Below are 13,950 nucleotides of genomic sequence, written 5' to 3'. Positions count from 1 at the left end.
TTTTAGGAGGGATTATGATGAACAGTAGTACAGCGAATAAACAAAAAGGTATTCAATTAATTCCGTTTACGGTCGATAAAGTAGTAGAGCAAGTAAACGAAATTCCATCAGGTGTACAACTGATTCATGCTCCTGGGGTTTGGGAAAAGAGTGCAAAAGGAAAAGACATTGTCGTTGCTGTTTTAGATACGGGTTGTGACGTAAATCATATTGATTTAAAAGATCGAATTATTGGCGGAAGAAATTTTACTGAAGATTATGAGGGAGACCCGAAAGTTTATCTTGATAATAATGGCCATGGTACGCATGTTGCAGGAACAATTGCAGCAACAGAAAATGGTGATGGTGTTCTAGGCGTTGCACCCCTTGCTAAATTACTAGTATTAAAAGTGTTGTCTGGGGACGGTTCTGGGAATTATCAACATATTATTGAGGCGATTGATTATGCAGTGCGTTGGAGAGGGCCTAACCAAGAACGGGTACGGGTCATTTCTATGTCACTTGGTGGGCCACAAGATGTTCCGGAGTTACATGAAGTCATTCAACATGCGGTGAAACAAGATGTACTTGTTGTATGTGCCGCAGGAAATAATGGAGATTGCAGTGATGAAACAGAAGAATTAGACTTTCCAGGTGCTTATTCAGAAGTAATTGAAGTAGGAGCTGTAAATTTAGAAAGGAAACTTGCTTGCTTTAGTAATTCAAATCAAGAAATTGATTTAGTAGCACCAGGGGAAGGGATTCTCTCTACTTATCCAGAAGGAAAATATGCAGTATTAAGCGGAACATCAATGGCTACGCCACACATTGCCGGAGCATTAGGGCTTCTTATTAAGCAATGTGAGAGAGAGTATGGTAGAAAGTTATCAGAACCAGAAATTTATGCACAGCTTATTAAGCGTACTGTACCTTTAGGATATGAACGAACATCTGAAGGAAATGGTTTAATAGATTTATTAAAAGAATAGCTGTACTAAAAAACATCTCATTTTAAAATGAGATGTTTTTTAGTATGGTTCTGTTGCATGTAAGATTGTATCAAGTAATCCTGGAAATCTAACGTTTAAATCTTCTGTTCGGATCGAAATAAAACGTTGTGTTCCTTCTATACGTGTATACATTACACCTGATTCACGTAAAACTTTAAAATGATGGGATAAGGTTGATTTTGCTACAGGAATATTTAGCGAACCGCATGATTGTTCACTTTGTTCCAATAGCATGTTTACAATTTGTAAACGAATTTGGTCGCTGAGAGCATATAAGACAGAAGAAAATTGAATTTCTTCTCGATTTGGATGGTATAGTGTTCGCATAATTTCACCTACTTTTATAAGTTCTTTCAGTTGCACTATATCATAAAGCATGATATATTTCTATTGTTCGAATATATTCGAACAATAGAAATATAGGGGGATGAAAATGAATTATACGACATTGCAAAAGGCAGGATTACAAGTTTCTCAAATTGGTTTAGGAACAAATGCAGTAGGGGGCCACAACTTATTTTCAAATGTAAATGAGCAAGAAGGAACGAAGATGATTGAGGAAGCTATAAGGCAAGGAGTTACATTTATAGATACAGCGGATGCATATGGGGTTGGAAGGTCAGAAGAATTAATAGGGCAGACAATTAAAGGGAAACGACAAGATGTTGTGCTTGCTACAAAAGGAGGAATACAGCATTTATTTAAGGGCTCTACTTGTATTAATAATGAACCAAATTATTTAAGAAGTGCGGTAGAAAATAGTTTGCGAAGACTACAGACAGATTATATTGATTTATATTATTTACATTTTACGAATCCAGAAACTATGTACATAGATTCAATTGGAGAACTTGTTCGTTTAAAAGAAGAAGGGAAAATTCGTTCAATCGGAATATCAAATGTGAATCTAACTCAGTTAAAAGAGGCAAATCAGTTTGGGGATATTGATGTACTGCAGTCTCCCTATAATATGTTAGATCGTACAGCAGAGAAAGAACTTTTACCATATTGTATAGAAAAAGGGATTTCATTTATTCCATATGGACCTCTTGCTTTTGGAATTTTAGGTGGTAAATATACAGAAAATTTGAAATTAGATGAAAAAGATTGGCGCTGGGACGTATCGTTATTTGAAGAACATACATATAAGAAGAACTTTATGAAAGTTGAAAAATTAAAAGATTTTGCTAGAAAAAAAGATACAACGTTATCTAATATAGCGCTAGCTTGGCTTCTAAATCAAAGAGGAATTGATACAGTAATTCCAGGCGGGAAACGTGCAGAGCAAGTAATAGAAAATGTAAAGGTAGTAGATGTCTCGTTAAATGAGAGTGATTTGGAATATGTACAATCTATTTTAGAGGATTAATAAAGAGGGGTGAAACGTCTACCCCTTTCTTACCATTTAAGGAGATGAAAACGATGAATAAAGTTATGATTATATTTTTTGTCATAATGTTTATGATTGGAACAGATACTTTTTTAATTTCACCACTTTTACCAACATTACAAACGGTATACGGGGTTCCAACAGAAATTTCGGGATGGATGGTAAGTGCGTACGCATTAGGGTATGCTGTATTCGCACTTATTGCCGGCCCTATTTCTGATGGATTAAATCGGAAGAGGGTAATGCTAGGAGGTATGAGCTTTTTTGCGATTAGTACGTTTTTATGTGGATTAGCACCGAGTTTTTGGTGGATGCTAACATTTCGTTTTTGCGCAGGGGTAAGTGCAGCATTTGTATCTCCGCAAGTGTGGGCATCTATTCCACTTCTTGTACCAAAAAATCAAATTGTGAAATTTATCGGAATTGCAACGGCAGGATTGTCGTTAGCACAAGTGCTTGGTTTACCTATTGGAGCATATTTAGCAACAATACACTATACAACCCCTTTCTTTACAATTGGTATTTGTTCAGCGATACTTGTCATTTTTATTTATGTTGTAGTGCCGGAAATTCACCCGCTACAAATAAAACGTCAATCCATTATAAATCGCTATCAACAATTATTGGGGAATTCCAAGGTTTCACTTTCTTATTTTGCATATTTTCTCTTCCAAACTGGCAATTTTGCAGCATTTTCATTCTTTGGAGTATGGTTAACCACTCAATTTGGATTACAAGTAAACGAAGTAGGAACCGCAATGCTTATACTTGGATTAGGAAATCTAACAGGTAATATTTTAGGACCTAGATTTGTTAAAAAACTAGGTTATGCTTCTACTTTTTATGGTGGTATTCTTGTTGTAGCTGGTTTATATGTCATTTTACCGCATTTGAAACAAATTCTATTGGTTGAGCTATTTTTCTTTATCTTATTTTTTATTACAGGAATTTTATTTGTGTTAATGATGAGTCACTTGCAAAAAATGTCTAACACAGCTAGAGGAACCGGTGCAGCACTTGCAAACTCTTCTATGTATATTGGACAAACGATAGGGGCTGCGGTCGCAGGAGTTTTCTTTGCATCATTTCATAGCTTCGTATCAATTGGTTATTTTACAGCTGTTACGTATGTAATTGCATTTCTCGTGTTTAGAAGAAGTGATCGGCATATAGAACAAGAAATAGGAGAGAAACAGAACGTTGTTTCATAATAAAATAACTATAAAAAAATTATGTAAACAAAAAAACAAAAAGCACTGTTTTAGACACATTACTAAAACAGTGCTTTTCGTTTAGACTGAACAGTTGCAGCATTTTCATCTTCGATTCCTGCTTCTTCAATAATTCGTTTTTTTGCTTTATCTAATAGGTGATTGACTGTTTCACCAAAATAGTTAGCTTCGCGCTTTGTGCGGGCTGCTCGTAAACATTTATAGTTTTCTACCAGTTCCCCTTTTTCAGAGTCTGTTAAGAAATCTTCTATTTTCTTTTTTGTCATACGACACAACCTTTCTTCTGACAGACGACGCAATTCAGAAATATTTATTTCTCATTATAACAGTAATTTTTAGATGAAGTATAGACTAACGTCGTAATAATTTGTCAATTTCTTGAATTTTCTCATCCGCTTTACCAATCTGTGTATTTTTTGCTTGTTCACCACCGAGAGCCTGATGAAGTAAGAAAGTTTGCCCAGAAATGGCAGTCACAATAGAAACTTTAATAATCTCTTTTATTGTTACCGCATCAAATAAAACGAGCCCAAGAAGTGCAGCAAGACTACCAGTCAAAATATCAGTAAAAAAACCAAGGTGGAAAAATGTTTTTAAACGGCGTGGAAGCAATAACTTGCCTTGGTTATTGATCAGATGGGAAACGAAACCAGTAACGCCACCAATGAGAACAGCAGTTAGCCATTGATACATCTCCATCAAATCCACTCCTTTTAGTATATAAAATTCGGACTACGTTGTATGGATTCCTTTTTCAATTTCATATACAAATATTGAGAAAATTTGGTTTGGCTACATGCAGGCTCAATTTTATTATAACAGAAAATTCTGGTATATTTCAGTCTGTTATATGACGTTCTTTTTCATTATTATAAATCTAGAGAAGGAGGATGAGAAAATGCAAATAGATTACCGAATACGAAGTGTAGAGGATTATACGCCCAATATTGGACAACTTGTTAGTATGCTTGAGCATACAAGAGCGGTTACATTGCAAGAAATAAAGGATTTAACAGTTGGAGATATAGATTTTATCCTGGTCGATGGTGGCAATTCTATTGGAGCATTGTTAAAGCATATTGCCGCAATAGAAAAAGTTCATCAGCTTATTTCCTTCCATAAACGAGATTTTACAAAAGAGGAGTTGGAGGTCTGGAATGACGCTCTTTTCTTAGGAGAAGCGGGAAGAAAAATCTGTGGAAATGAAGTACAATACTACGTACAACTTTTAAATAAAGTTAGAGAAGAATCGTTGCGATATTTAAAAGAACAAGATGATGATTGGTTAATGTCAGAAGGACGATGGGAAAACGGAGTCGTATATAATCAGTACTATTTGTGGTTCCATGTACTAGAAGATGAAATCAGCCATCGTGGACAAATAAGAACGATAAAAAACAAATATCTGAAAATTTAGTTAAATAAAGTAGCTTTTCAAAATAATATTTCATATAATGGGATTAACTAAAAGAAGAACGGAGTGATGTATTATGGCGATGATTTATATGAATGTTAAAGCGAATACAAAGGTGGACGGAAAGAGCGGGACTTTGTAAGGAATCGCGCTATCCTTCCACTGGGCTCAAAATAGGGAGGATATAAATTTGAATCAAAATCGATTAGAAGCATTTGGATGGGATTCTTTTTTTGAGGATCAATCTTTAGAAAAGTATGAGATAGGTCGAATTTTACTTGAACATAAGCACATGTATCGTATTATTTGTGATGATGGCGAATATATAGCAGAGTTATCTGGAAAGTTTCGGCATGAAGCGCTAGATAAAGGTGATTATCCAGCAGTTGGTGATTGGGTGCATATAAAGAGAATAGAAAAGGAGAACAAGGCAATTATTCATCGTGTTTTTCAAAGAAGAAGTTCCTTTTCTAGACAAGCGGCCGGCGAAAGAACGGATGAACAAATTGTGGCAGCGAACGTTGATTATTTATTCTTAGTAAATGCGCTTAATCATGATTTTAACGTAAGGAGAATCGAGCGTTATTTATTATTAGCTTATGAAAGTGGGGCAATGCCTGTTATTGTTTTGACGAAAAGTGGCCTATGTGAAGATGTGGAGCAAAAAATATTGGAAACAGAAGCGGTAGCTATTGGTGTTCCAATCTTTGCAGTTGATAGTCTGCAACAAGCGGGAATTGAATCTTTGCAACAATTTGTCGCTCCTGGCAAAACGATTGCCCTCGTTGGTTCATCTGGTGTGGGCAAATCTACTTTGTTAAATGCATTAATGGGAAGAGGAGTTGCAAAAACAGGTAGTATTCGCGAAGAGGATAGTAAGGGACGACATACTACGACTCATCGTGAGTTGTTCCAGTTACCGAGTGGTGGTTTAGTTATTGATACGCCAGGAATGAGAGAGCTTCAACTATGGGAAGGAAGCGAAGCAATTCATGCGACGTTTTCTGATATTGAAAAATTTGCGGAAGAGTGTCGTTTCCGTGACTGTGAGCATGAAAATGAACCTGGATGTGCAGTTCAAGCCGCCATTGATGAAGGTATTTTAGCAGCAAACCGTTTGCGGAATTATAAAAAGCTGCAAAAAGAAATTGCATACGCGATGAGAAAACAAGATCCGGTGCTTGCTCGTGCAGAGCGGGGAAAGTGGAGGAAAATCGCGAAGCAGAATCGGAAAAAGTAGAATAGAATGAGAAACCAAAAGCGAATAGAGTGCTTTTGGTTTTTTGTCATGTATTCTATAAAAATGGTATGAGTTGAAAAATAGACAATTATAGTCGAAAAATAGAGGAATTTGTTATATGCGTGTATAATTATTGAAAAGTAGACTATTTATAAAGGAGAAGAATATGGGAGTGTATTGGGGAACAAAAAGACATTCTTGGCTTAGTTATGTTTCATTCTGGGTGAGTATTTCATTTTTTCTTATCTTTTTAATTGAAGTGTTTGTATTTAGAACACTTTTTAATAGCTCGAGTGGTGTCGTACAATTTATTAAATATTTTTATTTCATATTTGTGCCATTAAATCTCATTATTAGTTTAAGACTATTGTTTAAAAAGAATGAAAAGAAAATATTACCGATTTTTAGTTTTATTGTATCATTACTCTTTGCAAGCTTAATAGCGGTATTAGCTTTAGCTGCGACAGGAAAAGTATTTTAATGGAAAGCAGGGATGATAAACGTCATTCCTGTTTTATTTTTGTGCATTCTATTATAGTGGGAAAGTTATTAGGCAGATGAATAAGGAAAGAGAAGTGATGTATGGTACAATAAGCTTGATAGTGATAGAGAAAAAGGGTATATAAAATACTCATTGTTTTTTTAGTACGAGAGGGGTTATCTTATGCTATACGAGGATTTGATGTCATTATTTCAAGCTGCTCCAACGGAAGATGGGAAAAATGGCTGGAGATATGTAATCCAAGAAGAAGAGGGTAAGTATTCAATTGTTAATAGTGTATCAACAGAACATATGAGTGTAGAATTGTTTTTTAATGAATATGACGAGTTGCGAATTACTTTATATAAAGAGGGTCAGCCAATTACAACTATACAACGAATAGCAATCTTAAAAACCGAGTTAGAAGAAGAGGAAGACGGGATTCAATTTGTTTTAGAGCGTATGCCGAGTCGGATGATTCGGTTACAATTAAAACCATTTCTTGCAGTAGAAATGGGGCTATATTGGGAAGTCTGTGAAGATTGTGAGTGAAAAAGCATCCGGGCATAGCGGATGCTTTTTTGCTATGTTTTTTCTAGTTGTTTATATGCGATAATTGGCAGAAGAATGATGCTAACCCATCCGATTATTGGATACAAGATGTGAAGAAGTTCACTGTAACCAATGTAGCTAAAGGCATAACTAATTAATAAAATAAAATAAACAATATTGTTGTTTTTCCAACCAGTGATAGACTGCATTTGTTTTGTCATCCCAAATACATTTCCAACTAATGTTGTAAACACTTCTCCAAAAATAATTAGAACAAAGAAGAAATGAAAAGTAGCATTAAATCTTCTTACTACTTCAGCCATAGGAATGTTATATTGATAAAATTGGTCAACAGATAAAATGGCTAAATGACTACATAATAAAATAAAACATAGTCCAGCTCCTCCTAAAATTCCGCCCCATAGAATGGCTTTTCGATCTTTTACTTCACTTGCTAACGGCACTAGAACACTTTGAGCGAGAGAAAGATTTAAGGCGACATATGTAAGGGGGCTTGTTACCCATTTCATATTCCAATTTTCTGTAGGAACAGTGTTAAGAATTGGTACTGTGCCATGAATAAAAGTTATAATAGCAAGTCCGATAATGAAAATCATCATAATTGGTACTACAAGTGTATTCACTTCAAATACACCTTGCAATCCACGGCTACCAATAATAATACATGCGATAACTGTAATGAAAATACCGAGTTGCCGTGGTAGACGAAGTTGTTCTTCGAATACAGCACCAGCACCTGATAGCATAACGCTTGTTACACCAAAAAGTACGAGTAATAACAAAGTGTTTATCACATTTCCAAATACATCACCAAACAAATATCGGTTAAATTCTTGAGCAGAAAATGCACCAATTTGTGAAGAAAGTAACATCATCTTCGTACCTAGCCAAATAAAGAAAATTCCACTTATGCATATTCCGATTGTTCCGTATAATCCGTTAATCGTAAAAAATTCAACAATCTCTCGCCCTGTTGCAAATCCAGCCCCGACGACAGTCCCAATATAAGTAGCAGCAACTTTTTTAGCTACTTGCCATTGCTGATTATCCATGTAATCCCTCTTTCTACTATGATGAGCTTGACCTATTATTATGCATATGTGTGAGCTTGGACAATTAGACATATGAAGTGAAAGAAAGGGTACATGGATTTTTCTGCATTAGGGAATGATTAAAGTTGTTGCAACTTTGTTACATATAAGCGAATGATTTGGACGAGTAGGGAATTTATGGTACAATAAGAATGTATTATTAAAAGAGAATAATTCTAAAAAAGTAAGAGGAGTGGATTGAATGAGTACGAAAACAAATGTTGTTGAAGTATTAAACAAGCAGGTAGCAAACTGGAATGTATTATATGTAAAACTCCATAACTATCACTGGTATGTGACAGGCCCACACTTCTTTACATTACATGAAAAATTTGAAGAATTTTATAATGAAGCAGCAACGTATATCGATGAACTAGCAGAGCGAATTTTAGCGTTAGAAGGAAAACCATTAGCAACAATGAGAGAGTATTTAGAAACATCTACTGTGCATGAAGGTACAAGTAAAGAATCAGCTGAAGAAATGGTACAAACATTAGTAAATGATTTCTCTGCAATTATTCAAGAGTTAAAAGAAGGTATGGAAGTAGCAGATGAGGCTGGAGACGAAACATCAGCAGATATGCTATTAGCTATTCATACAACATTAGAACAACACGTTTGGATGTTAAGTGCATTCTTAAAATAAGATATAAAAAACCTATTGAAAATTCTTTCAATAGGTTTTTTTATGATTTTTCAGCTTTCTTTTTATGGTATAATATAGTAAAAAGGAGGCGATGCAATGTTTCGCTTTTTCAAAAGTGGAAAAGAGGAGAGGTCAATTACGAAAGACGAATTAGAGCAAGCAATGGCTAAATTTCTGGAAACAAATGCAAATATTGTTTATACAGTATTAGTCAATGAAGATTATACAGTGAATTATGATTTGTTAAAACCGTATTTACCAGCATTTCCTACAAATACGTTCATTATAACGAAGGAAACACTGGAGGTATTTGAACATACAGAAGAAAATTTAGAACTCGTAAAAGAGATTGATCTTGTGCAAAAAGCAGTAGACCAATACGTTACAGAAAAAGAAATGTTTCCTATTGTAGAAGACGATGAGAATCGTCTTATATGTGGAATGAAACTAGCACCATATTTAGATCGTATATTAAAGCGAAATTTATATATTTCAGAGAAGCATTATTTAGTATCCAGTCAGCCGGATAAAAGTAAAAAAAATATTGTGTAACAAAAAACAACAATTATATAATTGTTGTTTTTTGTTACGAAAAGAAATTTGAGTCTGGAATAACAGATTGATTTTTCTGTCTATTGGTGTTTTTATTTAATATATAAGAGATTGAGAGGAGCGATGTATTATGAAAAATTATAAGTTAATTAATAAACATTGTCCTAAGAATAGAGGTAGTTACTGTTAATTTGACAGTATGTATATACCGGAACCTTAGGATAACTGAAAACGTGTTAGAGAAGTATATATCCCTAAAAAGGTTACGGGAGGAATTTATGTGAGTAACATTACGTATACAAGTTTATTAAATGAAACACTAGCGTGTTATACAAAGAAAGGGAGTTTAGAAGCGTATCGATATATTACCAAAAATGCTAATAAGGTAACTGGTAATAATGCTCAAATATATAATTTTAGATATGCATTAGCAAGTGCATCGGGGCTTGAGAAAGAAGCTTTACATATAATGAAAGAAGCGATTGTAGAAAATAAATTTTGGTATACCTATGAGTACCTAATAACAGACGATGATTTGAAATCCCTTCATAGATATGAAGAATTTCATCAGATGATTCGGCTATGTAAAGAAAGAGAAGAAGTAGCAAAGAAATCTGAACAAGCTGATTTGAAAATTATACAAGGAAATAACGGTATTGATAACAATTTACTCATTGCATTGCATGGTGATCAAGAAAATATGAAGATAGCAGAACCATATTGGCAATCGGTTGCGTCTCAAGGGTATCTGTTAGCATTACCGCAGTCTTCTCAAATTCAATTTTCAGAAGGTTATGTTTGGGATAATGTAGAAAAAGGATCCCGTGAGTTGAAGGAACATTATGAAAGTATTATAACGAACAATCATGGTGAGCTAGATTATACAATTATCGGGGGATTTTCTGCAGGTGCAAGGGTATCGCTACATGCAATATTAAACAAAAATATAACGGTAAAAGGATTTATTTTTGTAGCGCCATGGCTCCCTGAAGTTGAAGAGTGGGAAGATTTGCTGAACACATTAAGAGATAAAGGTGTCAAGGGATACATTGTGTGTGGGAATCAGGACGAAGATTGTTTTGAATGTACACAAAAGTTTGTGGCATTATTAGAAAAGAAAAATATAGAGTATAAATATAAAGTTATAGAGAACTTAAATCATGATTACCCAGAGAATTTTGAAGAAATCTTACAAGAAGCAGTTAGGTATATTGAGGGTACAGATTTATAAAAAATTTAGGTTAAAAAAGAGTGCATTATATAGAGTGATGCACTCTTTTTTGTATATTATAACTGAAAAGCTTCTGCCAACAAACGATATGACTTTAATTTATCCTCAAATTGATGAGTGATGGTTACAATCATAAATTCCTCAGTATTGTAAGCCTTACTCAAGTTTAAGATTTGTTCTTTGACGTATCTTTGATCACCTACAATCATACGTTGCCGATTTTCTTTAATTCGGAATCGATCATGGGTGCTATAAGCATAATTTTGTGCTGTTTCAATGGAAGGAGTACCAGTTGTGCGTTTTCCTTGTTCTAATAATAGAATGGATAAATCTAGACTAGATGCGATTTTCTCAGCTTCTTCAATTGTTTCTCCGCAAATAACAAAAATGGAAACAATTGATTTTGGTTTGTCTCCTAAGAAAGATGGCTGGAATTGTTCTTGATAAGCTTTCATCACTTCAGGGCCACCATAGCCGTTAATAAACTGAGCGAAAGCAAAGGCTGTTCCTTGTTTTGCTGCAACCATGGCGCTCTCTCCACTTGATCCAAGCATCCATATTTCAGGTGCAGTAGGAATGACAGGTGAGGCCTTTAAGTTAGCATATTGATGATTTTCAGGTACTTTGTCATATAAGTACATTGCCACATCTTGAATTTGTTCAGGATATTGATCGAGCGAAACCAGTTTTCCTTCTTGTAACGCTCGAGTTGCGATGGGCATACCACCAGGTGCTCTGCCTAACCCAAGATCGATTCGATTTGGATAAAGTGCTTCTAATACACGGAAATTCTCAGCTACTTTGTATGAGCTATAGTGCGGAAGCATAACGCCACCAGAGCCAACACGGATGCGATTTGTTTTTGCTGCAATATGAGAGATGAGCACTTCCGGGCTTGAGCCAGCTAAACTTACAGAATTATGATGTTCAGATACCCAAAAACGAGTGAAACCTAGCTTTTCTACTTCTTGAGCAAGTGTTACAGTATTGGAAAAAGCCTCAGTTGCTGTACTACCATCGGAAATGGGGGATTGATCTAATACGCTTAATTGAATCATAGAATATACCTCTCTATCCTTAATGTACATTCTATTATATATTTACTTACGAAAAATGCGTAAAGAAATGCTCAAAGGAAAAAGCGAATGCTTTCACACCCGCTTTTAATGAGAAATTCCTCGTTCATAATGATTCATTTCCACTAAAGTTAGAATATATTCGTAGTTATCGATCTCCATCTTAATTTGATTTCGATCCTCTTCAGTTAAATTTACATCTAATAATTTTTTACATAATAGTTGTTTTTTCAATTCTAAATGTTTTTTTGTTTCAGGATAGTCGTAAGTACGTTTCATTTTTATCAATCCTTTCCTTACATTTCCTATCTATATCTTTATTATATGATAAGGAATGTGAGATGAGAGCAAATCTCTGTGAATTATTAGTGAATATTCAGAAATATAATGTGTTGTTCTACTATACTCGTGAATACAATTCAGAGAATCACTGTTTTGTATTTCAAAAGTAAGGGGTGGAATGATGCGAGTGCATACACAATCCCATGTCACAACGGATGAAATGATGGGAATTATTGATAAGGGATTACCAAAAACAGTAGCGCCAAAACAAATTATTATAATTGGTGCTGGAATGGCTGGCCTAGTATCAGCATCGTTACTTAAGAGTGCAGGACATCATGTGAAAATTTTAGAAGCAAATAATCGTGTAGGGGGCCGAATTGAGACTGTTAGAATGGAAGACACTGGATTATATTTAGATGTAGGAGCAATGCGTATTCCTTATATACATACATTAACGATGGCCTATATAAGAAAGTTTGATTTACAAGTGACTCCTTTTATTAATCGGAATGAAACGGATATTATTTATGTAAATGGCAGAAAAACAACGCTGCAACAATATGAGAAAAATCCAAGTATTTTAAGGTATCCAGTTGCAGTGAATGAAGTGGGAAAGACTTCTGAAGAGTTATTATTGTTAGCAGTGCAGCCAATTATTGATTTTATTAAAAGAAATCCAGATAAAAACTGGGGGATTGTTGAAAAAGACTTTGGAAAGTATTCAACAGCACAGTTTTTAAAGTATCACCCTTATCAATATAATACGTATTTTTCGCCAGTAACGATTGAGATGATTGGTGTGCTTTTAGATTTAGAAGGATTTTTAGAAAGGTCATTTGTTGAAACACTACGCTTTATATATATACTGCAGCAGGAAAGTGGTTTTTGCGAAATTAGTGGCGGCAATGATAAATTACCTAAATCTTTTTTACCTCAGTTAGAGGGAGATATTATTTATAATCAAAAATTAATGAAGCTTTATCAACATGATAAAGGTGTGACAGCATATTGCAGACATGAAGAGACTTTTGAATATAGCAGCATAACAGGTGATTTAGTTATTATTACAATTCCATTTTCCACAATGCGCTTTGTTGAAATTGATCCTTTTGATTCTGTATCACATGAAAAGTGGAGAGCGATCCGTGAATTACATTATATGGCGGCTACTAAAATAGGAATTCAGTTTAAAAGTCGCTTTTGGGAAGAGCAAGGGCAATTAGGTGGAAGGATTATAACGGATTTACCAATCCGCTATGCGTATTATCCAAGCTATGGTCTCGGGACTAAGGGGCCAGCTATGATGCTTGGGAGCTATACATGGTCGTACGATGCATTATTATGGGATGGATTATCAAAAGGTGATCGTATTTATTATACATTACAAAACTTAGCAACGATATTAGGTGGGCAAGTCTATGATGAATTTATGGCAGGTATATCAAAAAGTTGGACATTGGACCCGTATGCATTAGGAGGGTTTGCAATTTTTCAAGCAGGTCAAGAAACAGAGCTGCAACCAGCTATTGTAAAACCTGAGGGAAAAATATATTTTGCTGGAGATCATACGACGCTTTATCATGGATGGATACAAGGAGCAATTGAGTCTGGAATACGTACAGCGGTAGAAGTGAACCAATTGATTGTATGAGTAGTAGGAAAAGATTATGATGCCTATGAATTAGGAGAGGTATATGTAATTGGATTTGAAAATAATTTAAATTCAGAAAAAACTATTTACTGTGTAGTT

At 34.8% G+C, this 13,950-nt stretch carries 17 protein-coding genes; 11 read left to right on the top strand and 6 right to left on the bottom strand.

Going from position 1 to position 13,950, the window contains the following annotated elements; translation table 11 throughout:
* The first annotated feature begins 17 nt into the window (after positions 1-17).
* Positions 18-968, top strand: coding sequence for a S8 family peptidase (locus J4P91_RS07360; RefSeq protein ID WP_207993426.1), 951 nt, complete (start codon positions 18-20; stop codon positions 966-968).
* A gap of 39 nt (positions 969-1,007) precedes the next feature.
* On the opposite strand, the gene J4P91_RS07355 is transcribed toward J4P91_RS07360, so the two are convergent.
* Positions 1,008-1,316: an ArsR/SmtB family transcription factor gene (locus J4P91_RS07355; RefSeq protein ID WP_017152131.1), complete on the bottom strand. Its 309-nt coding sequence runs from the start codon at positions 1,314-1,316 to the stop codon at positions 1,008-1,010.
* Between the two features lie 106 nt (positions 1,317-1,422).
* On the opposite strand from J4P91_RS07355, the gene J4P91_RS07350 reads away from it, so the two are divergent.
* Together J4P91_RS07350 and J4P91_RS07345 are read left to right on the top strand one after the other, a co-directional pair.
* Positions 1,423-2,358 carry an aldo/keto reductase gene (locus J4P91_RS07350; protein ID WP_207993425.1) on the top strand — a complete coding sequence of 312 codons (936 nt, stop codon included), beginning with the start codon at positions 1,423-1,425 and terminating at the stop codon, positions 2,356-2,358.
* Between the two features lie 53 nt (positions 2,359-2,411).
* On the top strand, positions 2,412-3,590 hold the full coding sequence (locus J4P91_RS07345) for an MFS transporter (protein ID WP_207993424.1): 1,179 nt from the start codon (positions 2,412-2,414) through the stop codon (positions 3,588-3,590).
* A 62-nt stretch (positions 3,591-3,652) separates the two neighbouring features.
* Here J4P91_RS07345 and J4P91_RS07340 read toward each other — a convergent pair whose 3' ends face one another.
* Both J4P91_RS07340 and J4P91_RS07335 read right to left on the bottom strand, forming a co-directional pair.
* Positions 3,653-3,877: a hypothetical protein gene (locus J4P91_RS07340; RefSeq protein WP_207993423.1), complete on the bottom strand. Its 225-nt coding sequence runs from the start codon at positions 3,875-3,877 to the stop codon at positions 3,653-3,655.
* A gap of 85 nt (positions 3,878-3,962) precedes the next feature.
* Positions 3,963-4,310 carry a DUF4257 domain-containing protein gene (locus J4P91_RS07335; RefSeq protein WP_017152127.1) on the bottom strand — a complete coding sequence of 116 codons (348 nt, stop codon included), beginning with the start codon at positions 4,308-4,310 and terminating at the stop codon, positions 3,963-3,965.
* Between the two features lie 199 nt (positions 4,311-4,509).
* Here J4P91_RS07335 and J4P91_RS07330 point away from each other — a divergent pair, with 199 nt between their 5' ends.
* From J4P91_RS07330 to J4P91_RS07315, 4 genes are all read left to right on the top strand, one after another.
* On the top strand, positions 4,510-5,028 hold the full coding sequence (locus J4P91_RS07330; RefSeq protein WP_207993422.1) for a DinB family protein: 519 nt from the start codon (positions 4,510-4,512) through the stop codon (positions 5,026-5,028).
* Between the two features lie 187 nt (positions 5,029-5,215).
* A complete protein-coding gene (gene rsgA / locus J4P91_RS07325; RefSeq protein ID WP_207993421.1) occupies positions 5,216-6,265 on the top strand; it encodes a ribosome small subunit-dependent GTPase A in 1,050 nt (349 codons plus the stop codon).
* A gap of 166 nt (positions 6,266-6,431) precedes the next feature.
* Positions 6,432-6,746, top strand: coding sequence for a hypothetical protein (locus J4P91_RS07320; RefSeq protein ID WP_207993420.1), 315 nt, complete (start codon positions 6,432-6,434; stop codon positions 6,744-6,746).
* A gap of 183 nt (positions 6,747-6,929) precedes the next feature.
* Positions 6,930-7,298: a DUF3979 family protein gene (locus J4P91_RS07315; protein WP_207993419.1), complete on the top strand. Its 369-nt coding sequence runs from the start codon at positions 6,930-6,932 to the stop codon at positions 7,296-7,298.
* 32 nt (positions 7,299-7,330) lie between these two features.
* On the opposite strand, the gene J4P91_RS07310 is transcribed toward J4P91_RS07315, so the two are convergent.
* On the bottom strand, positions 7,331-8,371 hold the full coding sequence (locus J4P91_RS07310; RefSeq protein ID WP_207993418.1) for a YkvI family membrane protein: 1,041 nt from the start codon (positions 8,369-8,371) through the stop codon (positions 7,331-7,333).
* A 241-nt stretch (positions 8,372-8,612) separates the two neighbouring features.
* On the opposite strand from J4P91_RS07310, the gene J4P91_RS07305 reads away from it, so the two are divergent.
* The 3 genes from J4P91_RS07305 to J4P91_RS07295 all read left to right on the top strand — a co-directional run bounded on the left by J4P91_RS07305 (position 8,613) and on the right by J4P91_RS07295 (position 10,839).
* Positions 8,613-9,056 (top strand): Dps family protein, encoded by a 444-nt coding sequence (locus tag J4P91_RS07305; protein ID WP_207993417.1) that lies wholly within the window; start codon positions 8,613-8,615, stop codon positions 9,054-9,056.
* Between the two features lie 96 nt (positions 9,057-9,152).
* Entirely contained in the window at positions 9,153-9,608 is a 456-nt protein-coding gene (locus J4P91_RS07300) for a DUF3939 domain-containing protein (protein WP_207993416.1), read from the top strand.
* Positions 9,609-9,888: 280 nt separating this feature from the next.
* Complete coding sequence (locus J4P91_RS07295; RefSeq protein ID WP_207993415.1) at positions 9,889-10,839, top strand: alpha/beta hydrolase; 951 nt, start codon at positions 9,889-9,891, stop codon at positions 10,837-10,839.
* 56 nt (positions 10,840-10,895) lie between these two features.
* Here the strand turns inward: J4P91_RS07295 and J4P91_RS07290 are convergent, their stop codons facing one another.
* Positions 10,896-11,897 (bottom strand): LLM class flavin-dependent oxidoreductase, encoded by a 1,002-nt coding sequence (locus tag J4P91_RS07290; RefSeq protein ID WP_207993414.1) that lies wholly within the window; start codon positions 11,895-11,897, stop codon positions 10,896-10,898.
* A 105-nt stretch (positions 11,898-12,002) separates the two neighbouring features.
* Entirely contained in the window at positions 12,003-12,194 is a 192-nt protein-coding gene (locus tag J4P91_RS07285) for a DUF3896 family protein (RefSeq protein WP_017152117.1), read from the bottom strand.
* A 184-nt stretch (positions 12,195-12,378) separates the two neighbouring features.
* Here J4P91_RS07285 and J4P91_RS07280 point away from each other — a divergent pair, with 184 nt between their 5' ends.
* Entirely contained in the window at positions 12,379-13,851 is a 1,473-nt protein-coding gene (locus J4P91_RS07280) for a flavin monoamine oxidase family protein (RefSeq protein WP_207993413.1), read from the top strand.
* Positions 13,852-13,950 lie beyond the last annotated feature (99 nt).

The organism is Bacillus sp. XF8 (assembly GCF_017498755.1).
GTDB classification, from domain to species: Bacteria; Bacillota; Bacilli; order Bacillales; family Bacillaceae_G; genus Bacillus_A; species Bacillus_A bingmayongensis.
Note: the sequence above shows the minus strand (reverse complement) of the source record. Positions and strands in the feature narration are given on the sequence as shown.

Excerpts from the sequence above, each read along its gene's own strand:
- J4P91_RS07315 (WP_207993419.1), top strand. The coding sequence starts at position 6,930 with ATGCTATACGAGGATTTGATGTCATTATTTCAAGCTGCTCCAACGGAA.
- J4P91_RS07345 (WP_207993424.1), top strand. The coding sequence starts at position 2,412 with ATGAATAAAGTTATGATTATATTTTTTGTCATAATGTTTATGATTGGA.
- J4P91_RS07360 (WP_207993426.1), top strand. The coding sequence starts at position 18 with ATGAACAGTAGTACAGCGAATAAACAAAAAGGTATTCAATTAATTCCG.
- J4P91_RS07310 (WP_207993418.1), bottom strand. The coding sequence starts at position 8,371 with ATGGATAATCAGCAATGGCAAGTAGCTAAAAAAGTTGCTGCTACTTAT.
- J4P91_RS07340 (WP_207993423.1), bottom strand. The coding sequence starts at position 3,877 with ATGACAAAAAAGAAAATAGAAGATTTCTTAACAGACTCTGAAAAAGGG.
- J4P91_RS07285 (WP_017152117.1), bottom strand. The coding sequence starts at position 12,194 with ATGAAACGTACTTACGACTATCCTGAAACAAAAAAACATTTAGAATTG.
- J4P91_RS07290 (WP_207993414.1), bottom strand. The coding sequence starts at position 11,897 with ATGATTCAATTAAGCGTATTAGATCAATCCCCCATTTCCGATGGTAGT.
- J4P91_RS07305 (WP_207993417.1), top strand. The coding sequence starts at position 8,613 with ATGAGTACGAAAACAAATGTTGTTGAAGTATTAAACAAGCAGGTAGCA.
- J4P91_RS07350 (WP_207993425.1), top strand. The coding sequence starts at position 1,423 with ATGAATTATACGACATTGCAAAAGGCAGGATTACAAGTTTCTCAAATT.
- J4P91_RS07320 (WP_207993420.1), top strand. The coding sequence starts at position 6,432 with ATGGGAGTGTATTGGGGAACAAAAAGACATTCTTGGCTTAGTTATGTT.
- J4P91_RS07335 (WP_017152127.1), bottom strand. The coding sequence starts at position 4,310 with ATGGAGATGTATCAATGGCTAACTGCTGTTCTCATTGGTGGCGTTACT.
- J4P91_RS07330 (WP_207993422.1), top strand. The coding sequence starts at position 4,510 with ATGCAAATAGATTACCGAATACGAAGTGTAGAGGATTATACGCCCAAT.
- J4P91_RS07300 (WP_207993416.1), top strand. The coding sequence starts at position 9,153 with ATGTTTCGCTTTTTCAAAAGTGGAAAAGAGGAGAGGTCAATTACGAAA.
- J4P91_RS07280 (WP_207993413.1), top strand. The coding sequence starts at position 12,379 with ATGCGAGTGCATACACAATCCCATGTCACAACGGATGAAATGATGGGA.
- J4P91_RS07355 (WP_017152131.1), bottom strand. The coding sequence starts at position 1,316 with ATGCGAACACTATACCATCCAAATCGAGAAGAAATTCAATTTTCTTCT.